This window comes from Halovivax limisalsi, assembly GCF_023093535.1.
In the GTDB taxonomy this organism is placed as follows: Archaea; Halobacteriota; Halobacteria; order Halobacteriales; family Natrialbaceae; genus Halovivax; species Halovivax limisalsi.
Genome location: NZ_CP095757.1, coordinates 1,666,681 through 1,683,867 on the forward strand (window position 1 = coordinate 1,666,681; position 17,187 = coordinate 1,683,867).

The 17,187-nt window shown below is 70.1% G+C and carries 16 protein-coding genes; 6 read left to right on the forward strand and 10 right to left on the reverse strand.

What is annotated here, in order from left to right; genetic code table 11:
* Positions 1-16: 16 nt before the first annotated feature.
* From MXA07_RS07575 to MXA07_RS07595, 5 genes are all read right to left on the reverse strand, one after another.
* Positions 17-2,563 (reverse strand): heavy metal translocating P-type ATPase, encoded by a 2,547-nt coding sequence (locus MXA07_RS07575; protein ID WP_247731435.1) that lies wholly within the window; start codon positions 2,561-2,563, stop codon positions 17-19.
* A gap of 185 nt (positions 2,564-2,748) precedes the next feature.
* Positions 2,749-3,129: a helix-turn-helix transcriptional regulator gene (locus tag MXA07_RS07580; RefSeq protein WP_247731436.1), complete on the reverse strand. Its 381-nt coding sequence runs from the start codon at positions 3,127-3,129 to the stop codon at positions 2,749-2,751.
* 195 nt (positions 3,130-3,324) lie between these two features.
* Positions 3,325-4,134 (reverse strand): 5'/3'-nucleotidase SurE, encoded by an 810-nt coding sequence (surE, locus tag MXA07_RS07585; RefSeq protein WP_247731437.1) that lies wholly within the window; start codon positions 4,132-4,134, stop codon positions 3,325-3,327.
* Positions 4,135-4,212: 78 nt separating this feature from the next.
* The gene (locus MXA07_RS07590) at positions 4,213-5,712 is read right to left on the reverse strand and encodes a small ribosomal subunit Rsm22 family protein (protein ID WP_247731438.1); all 1,500 of its coding nucleotides are present in this window, start codon (positions 5,710-5,712) and stop codon (positions 4,213-4,215) included.
* Complete coding sequence (locus MXA07_RS07595; RefSeq protein ID WP_247731439.1) at positions 5,709-6,611, reverse strand: prephenate dehydrogenase/arogenate dehydrogenase family protein; 903 nt, start codon at positions 6,609-6,611, stop codon at positions 5,709-5,711. Before MXA07_RS07595 ends, MXA07_RS07590 begins: the two co-directional genes overlap by 4 nt.
* Before the next feature lie 272 nt (positions 6,612-6,883).
* Between MXA07_RS07595 and MXA07_RS07600 the strand changes: the two genes are divergently transcribed.
* Positions 6,884-8,110: an MFS transporter gene (locus MXA07_RS07600; RefSeq protein WP_247731440.1), complete on the forward strand. Its 1,227-nt coding sequence runs from the start codon at positions 6,884-6,886 to the stop codon at positions 8,108-8,110.
* Between the two features lie 194 nt (positions 8,111-8,304).
* On the opposite strand, the gene MXA07_RS07605 is transcribed toward MXA07_RS07600, so the two are convergent.
* Complete coding sequence (locus tag MXA07_RS07605; protein ID WP_247731441.1) at positions 8,305-9,489, reverse strand: M24 family metallopeptidase; 1,185 nt, start codon at positions 9,487-9,489, stop codon at positions 8,305-8,307.
* A 247-nt stretch (positions 9,490-9,736) separates the two neighbouring features.
* On the opposite strand from MXA07_RS07605, the gene aroA reads away from it, so the two are divergent.
* The 4 genes from aroA to aglJ all read left to right on the forward strand — a co-directional run bounded on the left by aroA (position 9,737) and on the right by aglJ (position 14,285).
* Complete coding sequence (gene aroA, locus MXA07_RS07610; RefSeq protein WP_247731442.1) at positions 9,737-11,074, forward strand: 3-phosphoshikimate 1-carboxyvinyltransferase; 1,338 nt, start codon at positions 9,737-9,739, stop codon at positions 11,072-11,074.
* Positions 11,075-11,215: 141 nt separating this feature from the next.
* Complete coding sequence (locus MXA07_RS07615; RefSeq protein ID WP_247731443.1) at positions 11,216-12,508, forward strand: alkaline phosphatase family protein; 1,293 nt, start codon at positions 11,216-11,218, stop codon at positions 12,506-12,508.
* Between the two features lie 106 nt (positions 12,509-12,614).
* Positions 12,615-12,905: an amphi-Trp domain-containing protein gene (locus MXA07_RS07620; RefSeq protein ID WP_247731444.1), complete on the forward strand. Its 291-nt coding sequence runs from the start codon at positions 12,615-12,617 to the stop codon at positions 12,903-12,905.
* Positions 12,906-13,112: 207 nt separating this feature from the next.
* Positions 13,113-14,285, forward strand: coding sequence for an S-layer glycoprotein N-glycosyltransferase AglJ (aglJ, locus tag MXA07_RS07625; protein WP_247731445.1), 1,173 nt, complete (start codon positions 13,113-13,115; stop codon positions 14,283-14,285).
* Between the two features lie 100 nt (positions 14,286-14,385).
* Here the strand turns inward: aglJ and MXA07_RS07630 are convergent, their stop codons facing one another.
* Positions 14,386-14,715 carry a hypothetical protein gene (locus tag MXA07_RS07630; protein WP_247731446.1) on the reverse strand — a complete coding sequence of 110 codons (330 nt, stop codon included), beginning with the start codon at positions 14,713-14,715 and terminating at the stop codon, positions 14,386-14,388.
* Between the two features lie 91 nt (positions 14,716-14,806).
* Between MXA07_RS07630 and MXA07_RS07635 the strand changes: the two genes are divergently transcribed.
* Complete coding sequence (locus tag MXA07_RS07635; protein WP_247731447.1) at positions 14,807-15,016, forward strand: ribbon-helix-helix domain-containing protein; 210 nt, start codon at positions 14,807-14,809, stop codon at positions 15,014-15,016.
* Positions 15,017-15,102: 86 nt separating this feature from the next.
* Here the strand turns inward: MXA07_RS07635 and MXA07_RS07640 are convergent, their stop codons facing one another.
* The 3 genes from MXA07_RS07640 to MXA07_RS07650 form a co-directional block, all read right to left on the reverse strand.
* Entirely contained in the window at positions 15,103-15,558 is a 456-nt protein-coding gene (locus MXA07_RS07640) for a JAB/MPN domain protein-containing protein (protein WP_247731448.1), read from the reverse strand.
* 70 nt (positions 15,559-15,628) lie between these two features.
* Positions 15,629-16,609 carry a PLP-dependent cysteine synthase family protein gene (locus MXA07_RS07645; RefSeq protein WP_247731449.1) on the reverse strand — a complete coding sequence of 327 codons (981 nt, stop codon included), beginning with the start codon at positions 16,607-16,609 and terminating at the stop codon, positions 15,629-15,631.
* Between the two features lie 74 nt (positions 16,610-16,683).
* Positions 16,684-17,037, reverse strand: a complete 354-nt coding sequence (locus MXA07_RS07650; RefSeq protein WP_247731450.1) for a DUF5798 family protein — start codon at positions 17,035-17,037, stop codon at positions 16,684-16,686.
* Positions 17,038-17,187: the final 150 nt, after the last annotated feature.

A 17,187-nucleotide genomic window follows, 5' to 3' on the forward strand; every position in this document is an offset into this window, starting at 1 on the left:
CCACACGGGACGACCGTTAGTCTTCGTCCGGGGCCAGCAGCCGGCGTCGCGAGTTCGTCACGACGAGGATGCTACTGCCCGCCATCGCGAGCGCGGCGAACAGCGGGTTCAGGACGCTTGCGACCGCGAGCGGCAGTGCGACCGCGTTGTAACACAGGGCCCAGGCGACGTTCTCGCGAATCCGTCGCCGGGTCGCCCGCGCGAGGTCGAACACGGCCGGGACGTCGGTCAGGCGGCCGTCGAGGATCGCGACATCGGCGGCCTCGCCGGCGCGGGCCGTCCCGCCGAACGCGATGCCGACGTCCGCGGCCGCGAGCGCCGGCGCGTCGTTCGTCCCGTCGCCGACCATCGCGACCGTCCCCGCGGCGCCGAGCCGGCGGATCGTCGCCGTCTTGCCGTCCGGCGGCACGCCCGCGAACACCCGATCGACGGCCGGGTGGTCCCGAAACCGGGCGGCGGCCGACTCGCCGTCGCCCGAGAGGACGATCACCGACTGCTCGTCGAACGCCGCGAGCGCATCCTCCCACTCGGTGCGGTCGCGGTCGCCGACGATCGCAACGGCGGCCGCCCGGTCGCCCCGACCGATCACCGCGGGTACGTTCCCCGACGCCCGCGCGTCCGCGACGGCGCTCTCGAGTCGATCCGGGAGCGGGCCGCAGCGTCGCTCGACGAGGGCCGGCGTGCCGACGACGACCCGCTCCCCGTCGACCTCCCCGCTGACACCCTCACCGGGATGCCGTTCGAAGTTCGCCACATCGCTGGCGGGTGCGTCGACGGCCGTCGGTTCGGCAGGCGTGTCGGCCGCCGGCGATTCGGCGCTTCCGGTACGCTCCTCGACACGCTCGACGTCGCCGCCGTCGGTCACCCTCGCTTCGCCGCGGGCGCCCGTCTCGCCGGCGGCCGTTTCACGCGCGTGATCCACGATCGCTTCACCGACGGGATGTGACGATCGCCGTTCGACCGCGGCCGCCGGTGCCAGCGCGTCCCCGTCGCCGACCACTCGCTGGACTCGCATCTCACCGGTCGTGAGCGTCCCCGTTTTGTCGAAGACGATCGTGTCGACGGCCGGCGCGGCCTCGAACAGGGTGCCGTTGGTGACGACGATGCCGCGCTCGAGCGCGTCGCGGAGGCCGCCGGCGATGGCGAGCGGGGTCGCCAGCCCCATCGCGCAGGGACAGGCCGCGACCAGCACCGTCAATCCGGCGAGCAGCGCCGCCGCGGTCCCGTTGCCGACGGCCAGGTGCCAGCCGGCGACGCCGGCACCGAGCAGGAGGACCAGCGGGACGAAGACGGTCGCGAGTCGGTCGGCGAATCGCTGGACGCCGGGGCGCGTGCTCTGGACGGACCAGAGCAACGACGTGATGCGATCGAGCGTGCTCTCGGCCGCATCGTCGACGCGGACGACGAGCGCGTCGTCGGTGACGACGCTCCCGCCGATGACGGTGTCGCCCGGCCGTTTCGTCACCGGTAGCGACTCGCCCGTCAGGACGGCCTCGTCGACGGCCGCGACGCCCTCGCGAACGGTACCGTCGATCGGGACGCGTTCGCCCGGCCGAACGACGACGTCGTCGCCCGGTTCGATCGCGTCGACCGGGATCGTCTCCGTCGACCCATCCTCGGTCAGCCGGGTCGCCTCGGTCACCCGCGTCGTGATGAGGTCCGACAGTCGGCCCGTCGCCCGCCGTTTCAGCGTCCCCTCGTAGTAGCCGCCGGCGGTGACGACGAGGACGATGGCGATCGAGACGTCGTAGTAGAGGTGCGTTCCGCCGGAGAGAAGAGTCACCGTACTGTAGCCGGACGCGGCGAGGATCGCCACCGAGAGCAGGAGGTCCATGTTCGGCCGGCGCGTCCGCAGACTGACGTACCCACCGCGAAGGATCGGCCACCCGGAGTAGCAGACGACGATAGTGGTGAGGGCCGCGACCATCACCATCGGGAAGTACAGGCCGAACGCGGCCGTCCGATCCGCCGCGAGGATCCCCGACTCGAGACCGACGTAGCTCGGATAGAGGAAGAAGATGTACCACGGCATGACGAGCATCGCGAGGAACACCCCGGCGACCAGCCGTCCGAGTTCGTCGTCCCGACGCGGTGAGGATGCCGACGCGGACTCGTCGCGGTGGCGGGCGGTGTACCCGTAGCCGCTCACGGCCGCCGGAAGGTCCGCGGGATCGATTCGCTCGGGATCGTAGCTGACCCGGGCCGTATCCGTGGCGTAGCTCGCCTCGACGGTCCCGATTCCGTCCTCAGATTCGCCCCGGAGCGAGACGAACGCCTCGCACGTCGAACAGTGCATCCCGTCGACCTCGAGGAACGCCCGGGCCAGTTCGTCGTCGGGGGCCTCCTGATCCGCGGTCCTCGCGCCATCGGGACCCGCGGTCTCCGAGTCCTCGGCGCCCGCCGCTGCTCGCGCCTCGAGGTCGTCCCGACCCACGTCCTCGACGTCCTCGAGCGATCGTGCGACGTCGAGGCACCCGCGACAGCAGAAGGCCCCGCGAACGTCGCTCGCCGTGTGAGCCGAATCAGGCGTCGGAAGTCCGCACAGGGTACACTCCGCTTCCATGGTCTCTGGCGGCGATACTACGTCACGTGACTCGTCCCACGCCGAAACCATTACTGGTTCGGGTCAATTCACTGTCACCCGCGGGGACGAACTGGTGGCCGCGATCCGGGATTCGTCGGAGCGCAGTCGATCGTGCGGCGGGTCGGCCAGCGACTGGATGCGGTCGACCGGCGCGACGCCGGCGGTCACTCGTTGAGGTGAGAACGGTAGCCTTTGGGTTCGAAGCCGCGTCGACAGATGATGTCCTGGCGGCCGACGGTGATGGCGCTGACCTGGTTGTCGGCTTCCATCTCGGAGATGACGGATTCGAGGCGCGACTCGGACCATCCAGTCTTCTCGATCACGGTGTCGCGTTCCACGCGGCCACCCCGTTTGACGAGGAGCCTGAGGATCACGTCCTCGTCGGCGAGGTCGCGTTCGTCGACGCCGTACTCGACCTGTTCGGCGAAGCTCACCGTCTCCTCCGTTTCGTCCGGTTCGTCCACCCCCTGCGCGGCGTCGGAGGTCTCGACCGAGTCGGATCCGAGTCGGGACGAGAGCTGGGACCAGAGGTTTTTGAGTACCATATCGTTTGATCACCGTTCGGTTACTTGGACGTCGTACGACGCCCGCGTACCTTGTAGTTGTGCTTCCCGTCGACCGGGAAGTAACCGTTGGCTGTCGATGTCTCTGCTCTCCATCCTCATAAATCAGCCCCCCGCTCGCCGACGTCGGGCGTTTCGTAACCGACCGTCCCCTCGGGATTTCGACCGTGGCGGACGTCACTCGGCCGACCGCTCCCGTCGACGGCCCTGATAGTCGGCGGCGATGGCCGAGAGGTGCGCGTCGGGCCCCGTCGTGTGCGGGGCGACGAGCGGCGAGACGCTGATCTTGCCCTCGACGACGGCCCGGCGGTCGGTCCCCTCGGGATCGGGGATGGCTTCGGGGTCCATGGTCTCCCAGACGCCGTCCTCGACGGTGATCGTCGACCCCTCGCGCGTCGCGTCCATCTCGTAGCGGTGAGAGGGACGGGTGACGACCATCGGCGGGTTCTCGCCGCCGTTCATCGGGACGTTGACGTTGAGGTAGGACATGTCGTCGAAGAGGTCCGTCCCCAGGGTGCGCTCGACGAGGTATCGCGTCGCTCGCACGGCCTCCCTGAAGTCGTCGACGCCCGTCTCGACCTCGGCCAGCGATCGTTCGCCCACCGGGACGTACATCGAGGTGGCGATGGCCGGGACGTCGAAGAAGGCCGCCTCGACCGCGGCGCTGATCGTCCCCGACCGACCGAGGACGTACGAGCCCAAATTCGCCCCCTCGTTGCAGCCCGCGACGACGAGGTCGGGCGACGGCGCGAGCTCGGCCAGGCCGACGACGACGCAATCGGCCGGCGTCCCCGAGATGGCGTACCCGCCGGGGCGCTCCTTGACGGTCACCTCGTTGGAGATCGCCCGGCCGCAAGCGCTCTGGTCCGTCGCCGGCGCGACGACGGTGACGTCGCCGATCGCCGACAGCCCCTCGGCCATCGCCTGGATGCCCGGCTCGTCGATGCCGTCGTCGTTCGTCAGCAAGATTTCGGGCCGCTCGTCCATACGATTGGTCAACGCTCCCGACGCGAAAAGCCCATCGGAGCGTGAAGTGACGCGTCCCTCGACCGGGAGTTCGCGGCGTCAGGCGAGCGGATCCACGATCGTCTCCTCGTCGACGACCAGGTTGTACGCCGCCTCGTCGTCGTTCCACAGCGAGAGCGCTGACTCGAACGCCAGCAGGTCGCCGTAGTCCGCTTCCCGCAGCGGGCGATTGAGCCCCGTCTCCTTCGTCACGACGGCGTAGTGGTCGCGCTCCTCGCTCCCGTCGGAGATCTTGTACAGCGGATTCGACCGGTCGCCGCCCGGTCCCCCCGACTCGTCGCCGTCGCTAAGCGAGCGGCTCACCTTCGCGGCGACGAGGTCGATCCGGTTCGAGACGTGTGTGTCCATATCGGCCATCCTTGCCCACGTGGCCGTATCGAGGGACGCGTCGTGATATCGGGAGCCGTCCACGCGGAGGATGCTGTAGGAAAACTGGACGTCGACGTTGACGAACTCGCCGGGCGCGTGGTCCTCGCCGGTGGCCGCCCCGTCGAGGCGCGACTGGACGTCGGGGACGGCGACGTCGGGTCGGACATCGAACGACCAGCCGCGATCGCTGGGCCGTTCGCCCGGCCAGAGCCGCGGCATCGGGCCGTAAACGGTCACCGGGCGCGGGCCGTCCTCGTCGGCGTCCGTCCCGGTTTTCCCGTCGCCACCGGGCGGCGACTCGACGGCTCGTTCCACCCGTCGAAGGCCGATGCTGGTCTCGCGATCGGCGGGCGCCATCGCGAGCAACGAGCCGTCGTCCGCGAGCGTCCGGCAGTAGCGCCGGGTGACCGATACGGGGTCGTCGAGCTCGCTCAGGACGTTACACAGCATGACGAGATCGACCGTCCCGTCGCCGGTGGCCTCGGCCGGGTCGAAGCTCTCGGCGGTTTCGCGGTGAACCTCCCAGTGGACGTTCCGACCGGTCTCGGCGAGCAGCGCTTCGAGCACGTCCGCGGCCGCGCTCGGCTCGACCGCGTGGTACTCCAGCAGGGCGTCGTCGGGGAGGTAGTCGGCGAGCCCGAGGGCCGGGCCGCCGACGCCGGCGCCGAGATCGAGGACCCGGAGCCGACGGCCGAGCAACCCCCTATCGGCGAGGTCGTCGAGGGCGTACTGCACTGCGGCGTAGTAGCCCGGCAGGTGGTAGATCGCGTACGCGGCGGCGACGTCGCGGTCGTAGGTGACCGGCCCGCCGGCGAGGTACTGGGCTTTCGTTCGCCGGAGGGTCGACCGGAGCAGATCGCCCGAGGGCCCCTCGTGCCAGTCCGGGCCGTACTCGTCGGCCAGCCAGTCGTCGAGTCGATCCTCGTACCGCGCGGGAACCTCCCGGATCGGACCGGATAACGGGCTCACCGGGTCGCCCTGGGCGGGGACGAACGTGCCGTCCGCGCGCTCGATCAGGCCGAGATCGGGCGCCTCCTCGCGGAGGTACTGTCTGACCACCGCGGGGTGTGGCCGGCCGTCGACGTACTCGTGGATCTCGTCGGGATCGATCGGGCGGACGTTGCGCAGGTACTTCGCGTTCTCACGCACCGCCTCGCGCTGGTCGGTCATCTCGATGGCTCACCCCGCCCGTCGCGGCCTCGTCCGCTCGTCTCGGCGTCCGCGCGATCCTCGTCGACGCGATCCGGTCCACCGTGGACGCCGCGATCCGGCTCCTCCTCGGCGCAATCGCCCTCGCCCCGCCCGTCCCACGTCGCCGCCACCTCGCCGAGCAGGGCCTGCAGTTCGTCGTGGTCCGCGGCCGCGACGCGCTCGGCGGCTCGCGCCACCGACTCGGCGCCGTCGAATCGTTCCTGCACGTCGGCGTAAACCCGCGGCGTCCCGTCGGTCAGGCGTTCGACCTGCTCCCTGAGGGCGGCGTAGACCGGCGTCTCGAACGCCTCGGGGACCGGCCGCGCCGCCAGTCCGAACGCGATGGTGGCGGCGTGGGTCGCGGCCTGGACGGATTCCATCGCCGCGTCGTGTTCTGCCGCCGTGGTCTCGACGAGGTCGTTGCCGGCACGCTCCAGGTCGGCGAGGAGCGCGTCCGTCAACGGACCCGGCTCCCCTCGGACGTACGCGACGGACCCGGGCGCTCGCTGCGGGGCGAACAGCGGGTGGAGACTGAGTCGCTCGATATCCGGCGCGCGGCCGGCCATGGCCGAAAGCGGTGCGGCCATCACGCCCGAGACGTCGACGATCGCCCCGTCGGCGCGGCCGGCCTGGGCCTCCACGGCCGACTCGACGACGCCCATCGGGACGGCGAGACAGACGACGTCGAAGCGTTCGTCATCGTCGTCGAACCCCGAACGCGTCGTCCCGTCCGGGTCGACCGGCACGACCCGGCCGTCGGCGGCCGCGGCCAGTTCCCGGGCAGCATCGTCGTCCACGTCCGCGACCGCGACGTTCGCGTCGAGTACGCTCGCGAGCCACCGACCCATTGCCCCGGCACCGACGATGAGCACCTCCATTGGGAGGTGGTATCGAGCGCCCGCGCAAAAGGGGTTCGGTCGCATGCGTCCGATCGCCGTTTCTCGACCGCCTGCTCCGGCGTGAGTCGCTGGCACCGACGCTCGTCCGTACCCGTCGATAGTACCGTTGGGCGGGAGCCGACCGACCGCTCGAATGGCGGAGTCGTCGGTCGCCACGATCTCGGGGCCGGTGAATCGTCCACGTTCCGGCCGTCTTACAAAAACGACTATCAGGAAACGCTTTAGCCGATTTTCGTGGAAATCCAGCCCGAATGCCGACCATTCAACGCGTCGTGTGGCACTACTACGCCTATCGCGTCACGACGTCGATCGGCCTCTACCTGCCGGTCGGTGTCGTCTTCCTGACGGAGGTTCGGAATTTCGGGCTGGACGCGGTCGGGACGATCATGGCGGCCTACCTCGTCGCGATGCTGCTCGCGGAGCTTCCCACGGGCTATCTGGGCGACCGCGTCGGTCGGCGGGCGAGTCTGGCCGTCGGGAGCGCGGTGACGGCGACGGCGATGGCGGCCTGGCCGCTGCTGGAGACGCCGCTTCAGTACCTGTGCATCAACGTCTTCTGGGCGACGGGGACCACCTTTCGATCCGGGACGGCCAGCGCGTTGCTGTACGAAATCCTCGACGAGACCGGATCCGCCGATCAGTTCGCTCGGATCAGCGGTCGAGCTGCGACGCTTCGCTTGCTGGCCTCGGCGATCGGCGCCCTCGCGGCGGGCCTGCTGGTCACCGTCGACTGGTCGGCGCCGTTTTTGGCCAATGCCGCGCTGGCCGCGCTCGGCATCCCACTTCTGGTGACGCTCCCGCGCGTCGACGGCGAGACTCGCCATTCCGGCGGCCAGCCGTCCTTCCGCGTTCGGGACGCGCTCAGAACGATCCGCCTCCAGACGAGTCGACCGGATATTCGGTGGTTCGTCGCCTACACGGCGCTTTTCTACGGGGTATACCAGCTCGGAATGGCGTTCGAACAACCCGCGATGCGCGCCGCGGGCGTTCCGGTGGCCGGATTGGGCGCCGTGTACGCCGGCTTCAAGTTCGTCTCCGCCGGCGCCGCGTCGACGGCCGGGTGGTTGCAAGATCGCCTCGGCGCTCGCGGCGTCTACCTTGGCATCGCCCCCGTCGTCGGAATCGCCTTCGCGTCTGCCGCCGTCTGGCCGGTGCTCGTCGTGCCGGCCTTGTTCGTCAGTCGGGGCGCGAGCGCTGTTTCCCGCCCGATCCGAAACCAGTATCTCAACGATCGGCTTGACGACGTCGGGCGAGCGACCGTGCTCTCGGGTGCTTCGATGGTCCTGTCCGTCTGTGCGGCGATACTCGACGTCGTTGGGGGTGTAATCGCGACCGGCACGGGTCCGGTCAAATTGCTCGCCGGCGCAGGGATCGCGGCCGCCGGCGCCGGCGGACTCCTCTGGCTGCTGGTCGATCCGGTCCGGACGGGCGAAACCCACCTGACCGGCGGTGAGAGTCCCGCGGTAGCGCCGGAGTGACTGTCGACTGCCGGCGGCATCGTGGGGCGCTCCATTGCACTGCGGCGCCGTTGGCGATCTCGCGGATCGTCGCCCCGTGAGCGTGGATGACGGACCCGTGACAGTCGAAACCGGTGGACACGCCCGGACAGTCTACCCGTGACGGCTCCACGATGCGGTCGTGCCGCCGTCACTCGTCGCCCCATCAGTGTCCGTTAGCGACGGTCCGCGGGCTCGATTGCCACCGGGTAGTCGGTGAGGTTCTCGTAGCCGTCCTCGGTGATCACGACCAGGTCTTCGATGCGGACGCCGCCCACGGCGGGGTCGTAGATGCCCGGTTCGACCGAGACCACGTGCCCGGGTTCGAGCTCCTCGCCGCCGAACGAGAGGCTCGGTCCCTCGTGCACCTCGAGGCCGACGCCGTGGCCGGTGCCGTGGATGTAGCCCGTGTCCGTCTCGGGGTCGCTCCTGAGCGTCTCGTGGCCCGCGTCCTCGATGACGTCGCAGACGACGTCGTGGACCTCGTCGCCGGTGACGCCGGGTTCGAGCCGGTCGAGCGCGGCCTCGAACGCCTCGCGGGTGACCGCGTACCGCCGCTCGATCTCGGCCGCGGCCTCGCCGCGGACGAACGTCCGGGTCATGTCCCCGCAGTACTTCGTCGCCTTGTCCTGCGGGAAGATGTCGATCACGATGGTCTCGCCCGCTTCGAGCGGCCCGCTCCCGCGGTCGTGCGGGTCGGCCGCGTCGGCGCCGCAGGCGACGATCGTCTCGTCGAGCGCGCAGCCCTCGCGCAGCAGGGCGATCTCGATCGCCGTGGCGACGCGCTCGCTCGTCAACACCTCGCCCTCGTGGTAGAGGACGCCGTCGCGCACGTCGGCGCTCGCGATCAGCCCCTCCGCGACGGCCATCGCCCGCTGGTTCGCCGCCTGGGTCTCGCGGATGTGTTCGATCTCCCGATCGCTCTTCGTCTCGCGAATCTCGCCGACGACGTCGTCGGTGTCGACGGTCACCTCGATCCCGCGCTCGCGGAGGCCGTCGGCCGTCCCCACGGGGCTCTCGGCGGGGACGGCGACCGACTCGACGTCGTGATCGGCCATGAAGGCCGCCAGGAGGCGGGATTTTGCCTCCGCCTGCCCGTACTCGGCGCGCAGGTCGCGGTAGTCGTAGACCGCCAGCTTTGTCACGCTATCGGCGTCGGCCTCGCTCTGCGCCCGGCCGTACTCGAGGCCGGAGACGAGCAGGTGGACGCCGTCAGGTGTCACCAGCGTCTGAAAGGGATCCGGCGCGCCGAAGCCGGAGACGTAGCGCTGCGTGGCGTCGTCGCCGTCGGCGTCGACGAGGTACGCGTCGTGCCCGGTTTCCTCGAGGTGCTCGACCAGCGGGGTGAGGTCGTGACTCATGTCGACTCATTTCGCCGGGCGTCACATAATCGGTCGGTTCCCGGAGCGTCGGGGTGGCCCGTGCCGCGGGCGACCGCCGGAGCGAGCGTGCGCCCGATCGCCGGCTGCCGTCCCGGACCGGGGCGGAGCGTACCGGATCGGTTCGTGCCGGGGCGTCCCGGAGCCGATCGCGTCGGGCAGGGGCCCGCGGCGCGGTGAGTGCTGACGCGACCGGTACCGTCTTGGTCGGCTCTCCCGACGGGCCGATATGGACGTCACCATCTCGCCGGGTTCCCTGTCTGGCGTCGTCCGCGCGCCGCCGTCGAAGAGCTACACGCACCGGGCGATCCTCGCGGCCGGCTGCGCCGGTGCGACGCGGGTCGTCGATCCGCTCTGGAGCGCCGACACCCGCGCGTCGGCGCGCGCGGTCGAGGCCTTCGGCGGGTCGGTCGCTCGGCGCCCGGACGGTGACCTGCGGGTCGAGGGCTTCGACGGTCGGCCGGCCGTCCCCGCCGACGTGATCGACTGCGCGAACAGCGGGACGACGATGCGACTCGTGACCGCCCTCGCCGCGCTCGCCGACGGCACCACCGTCCTGACGGGCGACGACTCGCTGCGGTCGCGCCCGCAGGGCCCGTTACTCGAGGCGATCGGAGACCTCGGCGGTTCGGCGCGAAGCACGCGGGGCAACGGGCGGGCGCCGCTGGTCGTCGACGGCCCGATCGGCGGCGGGACGGTCGCCATCCCCGGCGACGTCTCCTCCCAGTACGTCACGGCGCTCCTGCTCGCCGGCGCGCTCACCGACGACGGCGTCGAGATCCGCCTCGAGACGGCGCTGAAGTCCGCGCCCTACGTCGAGATCACGCGGGAGGTCCTCGCGGCCTTCGGCGTCGAGACGAGCGAGACGAGCGACGGCTTCGCGGTTGCGGGCGGCCAGACCTATCGCGCGACCGACGGGCCGTCAGCCGCGAGCGAGGTCGACCGGGACGGCGGCACCTACGCGGTGCCGGGGGACTTCTCGTCGATCTCGTACCCGCTCGCGGCGGGTGCGGTCGCCGCCGCGGACGGGATCGAGATCGAGGGCGCCCAGCCGAGCGCGCAGGGCGATAGCGCTATCGTCGATCACGTCCGCCGCTTCGGCGCACCGGTCGAGTGGGATCGCGACGCGGGACGGATCGCCGTCGAGCGCGCGCCGCTCTCGGGGATCGAGGTTTCGGTCGCCGACACGCCCGACCTCCTCCCGACGCTGGCCGCCCTCGGCGCCGTCGCCGACGGCGAGACGCACATTTTCGACGCCGAACACGTCCGCTACAAGGAGACCGACCGCGTCGCCGCGATGGCGACCGAACTCGAGAAACTCGGCGCGGCGACGACCGAGGAACGCGACGCGCTCGCGATCCACGGCGATCGCTCCTCGCTCGAGGGTGCCCGCGTCGACGGCCACGCCGACCACCGCATCGTGATGGCGCTCTCGATCGCCGCCCTCGCCGCCGAGGGCGAAACCACCATCGCGGGGGCCGAACACGTCGACGTCTCGTACCCGGACTTTTTCGACGCGCTGGAGGCGCTGGGCGCGCGGGTCGAACGCCACGGCCAGGCCGGTTGAGGTCCGCGCGAACGGAATCGCTCTCCCGGTGGCGTCGGTCCGTCTCTCGTCGAGCCGGCTACCGATCAGAACGCAACGACCAGAACGCCGCACCCGGATTCGCGTCGAAACAGTTAGGATTCGAGGTCGATACGTCGGGATATGGATCGGCAGGATCTCGTCGCGGAGCTGTGCGGTGACGATTCGGCGTTCGTCGAACCGGCCTACGACGAGTACTGCGTCGCGGACGCCGCCGAGACGTCGCTCTCCCTGCTCGATTCGGCCACCTTCGACCGGTCGCTGCCGGACGCGGCGTTTCGCGGCGTCGAGACCGACGTGGAGACCGTCGTCTTCGTCCTGCTCGACGGCTTCGGCTACGACGAGTGGACGCGATTCGAAGGCCGCCGCACGCTCGCGAGTCGCCTGCAAGCGTCGGGGGCGGTGACGCCGCTCACCTCGGTCTACCCCTCGGAGACGGCCGCGGCGTTCACCTCGATCGCGACCGGTTGCACCCCGGTCGAACACGGGCTACTCGGCTGGTTCCAGTACCTGCGGGCGATCGACCGCGACGTCGTGACGCTGCCGTTCACCGCGCTCGACGAGACGCCGCTCTCCGACGTCGAGCCGGCGATCGACGCGTCGGTCCTCTTCGACGCGCGCCCGCTCTCGGCGCGGGCCGCGAAGTCGGGATCCGCTCGAACACCCTCGGTTTCGTTCGACGCGGTGCAGCCCGAGGCGATCGCCGACTCCGCGTTCAGCCGGGCGATCTTCGAGGGGGCGAAACGGCTCGGCTACGAGGACCGCGACGCGTTCGCGGGGCGGCTTCGCGAGCGAGCCGAGGCGGCCGACGGCCCCGCGTTCGTCTTCGGGTACGAGCCCTCGATCGACGCCGTCGCCCACGAGGAGGGCCTCGCGAGTCGCCCGGCCCGACGGACGATGGGCGACGTGCTCGCCAGCCTGCAGGCCGACTTCGTCGACGCCCTTTCGGCCGAGACGGCGTCGAAGACGCTGCTCGTCGTCACGGCCGATCACGGTCTCGTCGACGTCCCGCCCGGCGAGAACGTCGACGTGACCGACCGGTCGTGCTGGCCTGCCCTCCGGGAGTGCGCTCGAACGGACGGGAGCGGGCGGCCGCGTCGGCCGACCGGCAGCCCCCGAAATCTGCACCTTCACGTCGAGGAGTCGGCCGTGGACCGGGCGCGCCACCGGCTCGAGTCGGCCGTCGACGGACGGGTCTACACGAAAGCCGGGGCTGTCGAGGCCGATCTGTTCGGCCCGGCGAATCCGTCGGCGCTGTTCGACCGTCGCTGCGGCGACCTCGTCGCGATCCACCGCGATCGCGGTTGCTGCTGGCGGGACGTCGACCTCGCGAATCGCGGCCTGCACGGCGGGCTGACCCGGGCCGAGATGCTGGTTCCCTTCGCCGCGGCGCGCGTCGATGCCCTGCGAGATTGAGGGTTCCGCTCATGGGCCTGACGATGGCTCATCTTGGTCGATCCCGCGGCCTCGTCCCGTCACACTCACCCCCTACCATTTTGACGCTGAGCGGTGTCGAGAGGCTATGGTCGAACGAACCGACGCGAGCCAGGAACTCGATCGATCCAGCGTCGCGGCCCTGTTTCGCGAACTCGCCGACGAGTTCGAACGCGGGAGCGAGCGAGTCTCGGTGCCGGTCGGGAACAAAACCGTCACGCTCTCGCCGCCCGGTGAGGTGACGACGGAGGTCGAGGTTCTCGAACGCTCGGGGATGTTCCGGGGCGATCAGGAACGCGTTCGGATCGACCTCCGCTGGAAGCCGACGCCGTCGGAGGAGCGCCAGACCGAGGAACCGGCCGAGCAACGCGAACACTGACCGACTCGCCGGATCCGTCCCCGCGGCCCTGGCGGGCGCGGAACCCTGGTCGGCAGACGGACGGCGGCGTCGGTCGCTCCGTCTGCGGCGTGTCGGCTACGGCCATCCTCCGGCGAAAATATCCGGAGCGGGCTCGGAGCGGCCGGCGGGAGTCGCGTTCGTTCGCTACCAGTAGCCTTTTCGGTACTGACATACCACTGCCTTACAATGGCCCCAGCGGGCACCGACGGCCGCGTCCCGACGGACGCCGCCGATCGCGAACCCAGCACCTCCATCCCGAAATCGGCCGTCTGCGTCCTCATCCCGACGCTCAACGAGGCCGCGACGATCGGCGACATCGTCGACGCCTTTCGCGAGGACGGCTACGAGAACGTCCTCGTCGTGGACGGCGATTCGACCGACGACACGAGAGCCATCGCCGCCGAGCACGGCGCGCGGGTGATCACCCAGACCGGCAGCGGCAAGGGGCGGGCCGTTCGCGAGGGGGTCGCCCGGATCGACGTTCCGTACGTGGTAATGCTCGACGGCGACGGCACGTACGACCCGGCCGACGCCGATCGGCTCCTGGCAGCGCTGGCGGAGGGCTACGAACACGTCATCGGCAATCGCTTCGCCGACATGGAGCCGGGGGCGATGTCCCGACTCAACTCGGTCGGCAACTCGCTGATCAACGGCGCGTTCGAGACCATCCACGGCGCGGAGTACGTCGACATCCTCTCGGGCTACCGCGCGTTCACGGTCGACTCGTTCGAGCGCTGCCACCTGAGCGCCGACGGCTTCACGATCGAGACCGAACTCGCCGTCGAGTGCGTCAAACAGGGCGTCGCCACGACGGTCGTCCCGATCTCGTACTCGCCGCGGCCGGACGAATCCGAGACGAACCTGCACCCGATCCGCGACGGCGGTCGGATCATCGTCGCGCTCTACTCGCTCGCGCGGACGAACAACCCGCTCTTTTACTTCGGGACGATCGGCGTGGGAGCCACCCTCCTCGGTAGCTTCGTCGCGACGTTCGTGCTCTACCAGTGGATCGTCAACGGCGTCGGGCACAACATTCTGGCGCTGGTCTCGGCGGCCGCGATCCTACTCGGCGTCCAGCTGTTGATCTTCGGCGTGCTCTCCGACATGATCGTCTCGCTGCACCGCGACCAGCGCCGCCGACTCGACCGGCTCGCCGGGGACCTCCGACGGCGGGCGGAGCGAGACGACGGAATCGACCGCAGCGCTCCGCGCCGCCGCGAGACCGAGTTCGGCGGCCGCGGGGCGAGCGATGACGGGTCGGCCGGTGCCGACGACCGGGCGCCGGCCGACGGTCGTCCGGCGAGCGACGAGCAGCCGGCCGACGACGCCCGGTCCGCCCGGGCACGTCGGGGCGAATGAGGCTCGCACCGTCGTTGCGGCGCCAGGTCCCTCTCCGGCGGTAGCACTATCGAGCCGATCGACGGCGTCCCGGGCGGCCGCTGTCCCGGTTCGACACCACTCAGAATGGAAGCAGACTGCGAACGCGCCCGAGGACCGAACCGGAGTGGCGCGATCGATAGGCCTCGAAGACCGGATGGAGTTCGTTCAGTAGCTCCTGGCGGGTCTCGAATCGGTCCGTCCCGGTCTTCTCGACCGCCTCGGCGGCCGCGACGGTGTTGCCGCTCGCGTCGAACGGAATCGGGCGCGATCCGAGCGCCTCCACGACGCGGTCGGCCGTCGCGGGGAACGACAGATCCACCTCTTTCAGCCTGGCGTCGACGGCGGCGATGCCGAATTCGATCGTTTCGGGCTCTCGATCGTCGTTGTTCGTCGGCGGCCGTACGCCCATACACCCTCCTCTACGCGCGGGACAAAAAACGCCTGCGGCATCGATCCGGGGTGTCGATGCGTCTTTGGGCCGTCGACCCCTCCTCGGAGGTATGACCGAGTACACGACGGTCTCGATCCCGAAGGAGTTGGCCGACCGCGTCGAGGAGACGATCGAGGGGACGAGCTTCACCTCGACGAGCGACCTCGTCCGGTTTCTCCTGCGCAGCATCGTCATCCAGCGCCAGCGCTCGGGCGAACTCACCGAGGCCGAGTTCGAGGAGATCACCGACCAGCTCCGGGCGCTCGGCTATCTGGAGTGAGCGATGGGCGCGTGAGCGGCTCCCTCGAATCGAGCACCGGGTGCGGCCTGGCTCCGAGGGGAAGGAAACGTTCGCGTCGTACCCGGTCAGGACTCGAACGGTTCGACCGGCGGCGCCGCGTCCAGTTCGACGATCGAGCGCCGGCTCCCGCCCCGATCGAACGCGGCGAGCGCGTCGTCCGTCGGCTCCCACGGCGGCACGGCGACGATGACGACTTCCGCGAGGTCGTCCTCCATCGTCACCTCGAGGAGTCCGGACGGGTGGGAGAGAAACCGTCCTTGCGTATCGCGATTGGGGCGGGAGAGTTCGACGCCGAAGACGCCCGCGAGCGCGTTGTTCGGATCCGGGAGTCGATACTCCGCGAAGACCGGGGTCGCCTCGGGGACGCGATCCGCGTCGGGTCCCTCGAGATCGCCCGCCGGCACGGTCGCGATCGGCGTCGAGACCTCGCCCGGTTCGGCCTCGCTCGCCAGGTCGAGCAACGCTTCCAGTAATCCCTCGGTCACGTAGACGGCGGTCGGCTGGGTCTCGACGGGGGACACGGTCGTCTCCCACGTTCGAGGCCCGGCTTACTAACCGTTCGGTTTGTGCGGGTCGGCTTCGCCGGCTACCCTACGAGGTCCAGGCCTCGAACGAGCGGTAGATGTCCTTCGAGAGGTAGCGCTCGCTGGAGTCGGGGAAGACGGTGACGACGGCGTCCGCCGGGACGTCGAGGTCGCCCGCGGCGATGTGCTCGGCGACGTCACGGGCGGCGACGCTCGCCGCGCCGGCGCTCGACCCCACGAGGTGGCCTTCCTCGGCGGCGAGCCGGGTGAGTTCGTCGTGGGCCGCCTCGTCGCTCACCGGGCGGATCTCGTCGACGAGGTCGGGGTCGAAGAGTTCGTTCGTCGCGGTGTCGTGCGTGCCGATGCCCTCGATCTTGTACTCGCCCTCCTCGCGCTCCTCGCCCAGGAACTCGCCGTACAGCGAGCCCTCGGGTTCGACCGCGACGACGTGGGTGTCCGGGTTCCGTTCGAGGGCGTAGCGAGCGAGGCCCATCAGCGTCCCCGCGGTGCCGCAGCCGGCCACCACGGCGCCGACCTCGCCGTCGAGCGCGTCGTAGATCTCGGGGGCGGTCGTCTCGTAGTGGGCTTCCGTGTTCAGCGGATTGGAAAACTGCTGGGGAACGACGGCGTCGTCGAGTTCGTCCGCGAGGTCGTGGGCGCGCTCGATGGCGCCGCCCATCCCGTCGTCGGTCGGCGTGTTGATCACGCGGGCGCCGAGGGCGTCCATCAGTTGCTGTTTCTCGACGCTGAAGCGCTCGGGCACGACGAAGATCGCCTCGAGGCCGAGCTGGCGGGCCGCGATCGCGAATCCGATCCCCGTGTTGCCGGCCGTCGGCTCGACGACGGTGCCGCCGGGTTCGATATCGCCGCGTTCGAGCATCGCCTCGAGCATGTACGCGCCGATCCGATCTTTGACGCTCGCCCCCGGATTGAACGTCTCGAGCTTCGCGTAGACGGAGACGGCCGCCGGCGCGGCCTGCAGTCCGACCAGCGGCGTGTTTCCCACCGTCTCGAGCACCGACGACAGCGGGCGGTCGTGAACGGTCATGATCGAGGCAACGTTTGCCACGAGTGAAAGCTCTTGGTATCGATCGCCGGCCCGGAACGGCGGGAACGTGGGGGTTACTCGTCGGACGACGTCGCGGCGTCCGCGCCGGACTCCTCGGGTCGCTCGTCGACGGCGGTCGCGTCGGCCTCGTCGCCATCCGGTAGCTCGGCGTCGGCCCCCTCGGCGTCGTCGATCGCCGCTTCCGCGAGGATGGCTTCGGTATCCAGCCCCCGTTCCTCGGCGAGCGCTTCGAGGAGGGCTCGCTGCTGTGCGACGTCGGTCTCGATATCGGTCACGGTGTCGTGGGTCTCCTCGACCGCGCCCTCGAGGCCGATAATCCGCTGTTGGAGCTCCTGGACCTGTTTGTACATCTGTTCCGCCTTCTCAGAGACGAGCTGGATCTTCTTCGCCGTCGAGCCGAGTCCCATGGGAACAACCTGGGTCGCGACCCAGTTGGTTCTTTCCACTCCGCGACGAGCCGATACGTTACTCGCGTGTACAGGTCGACTCGAGGGGAATCGTCCGCCCGCACGCCGTCCGTAGCGTCGATCGCTATTGCCTCGCAGCCGATGCTCGCG

Excerpts from the sequence above, each read along its gene's own strand:
- MXA07_RS07575 (WP_247731435.1), bottom strand. The coding sequence starts at position 2,563 with ATGGAAGCGGAGTGTACCCTGTGCGGACTTCCGACGCCTGATTCGGCT.
- MXA07_RS07580 (WP_247731436.1), bottom strand. The coding sequence starts at position 3,129 with ATGGTACTCAAAAACCTCTGGTCCCAGCTCTCGTCCCGACTCGGATCC.
- surE (WP_247731437.1), bottom strand. The coding sequence starts at position 4,134 with ATGGACGAGCGGCCCGAAATCTTGCTGACGAACGACGACGGCATCGAC.
- MXA07_RS07590 (WP_247731438.1), bottom strand. The coding sequence starts at position 5,712 with ATGACCGACCAGCGCGAGGCGGTGCGTGAGAACGCGAAGTACCTGCGC.
- MXA07_RS07595 (WP_247731439.1), bottom strand. The coding sequence starts at position 6,611 with ATGGAGGTGCTCATCGTCGGTGCCGGGGCAATGGGTCGGTGGCTCGCG.
- MXA07_RS07600 (WP_247731440.1), top strand. The coding sequence starts at position 6,884 with ATGCCGACCATTCAACGCGTCGTGTGGCACTACTACGCCTATCGCGTC.
- MXA07_RS07605 (WP_247731441.1), bottom strand. The coding sequence starts at position 9,489 with ATGAGTCACGACCTCACCCCGCTGGTCGAGCACCTCGAGGAAACCGGG.
- aroA (WP_247731442.1), top strand. The coding sequence starts at position 9,737 with ATGGACGTCACCATCTCGCCGGGTTCCCTGTCTGGCGTCGTCCGCGCG.
- MXA07_RS07615 (WP_247731443.1), top strand. The coding sequence starts at position 11,216 with ATGGATCGGCAGGATCTCGTCGCGGAGCTGTGCGGTGACGATTCGGCG.
- MXA07_RS07620 (WP_247731444.1), top strand. The coding sequence starts at position 12,615 with ATGGTCGAACGAACCGACGCGAGCCAGGAACTCGATCGATCCAGCGTC.
- aglJ (WP_247731445.1), top strand. The coding sequence starts at position 13,113 with ATGGCCCCAGCGGGCACCGACGGCCGCGTCCCGACGGACGCCGCCGAT.
- MXA07_RS07630 (WP_247731446.1), bottom strand. The coding sequence starts at position 14,715 with ATGGGCGTACGGCCGCCGACGAACAACGACGATCGAGAGCCCGAAACG.
- MXA07_RS07635 (WP_247731447.1), top strand. The coding sequence starts at position 14,807 with ATGACCGAGTACACGACGGTCTCGATCCCGAAGGAGTTGGCCGACCGC.
- MXA07_RS07645 (WP_247731449.1), bottom strand. The coding sequence starts at position 16,609 with ATGACCGTTCACGACCGCCCGCTGTCGTCGGTGCTCGAGACGGTGGGA.
- MXA07_RS07650 (WP_247731450.1), bottom strand. The coding sequence starts at position 17,037 with ATGGGACTCGGCTCGACGGCGAAGAAGATCCAGCTCGTCTCTGAGAAG.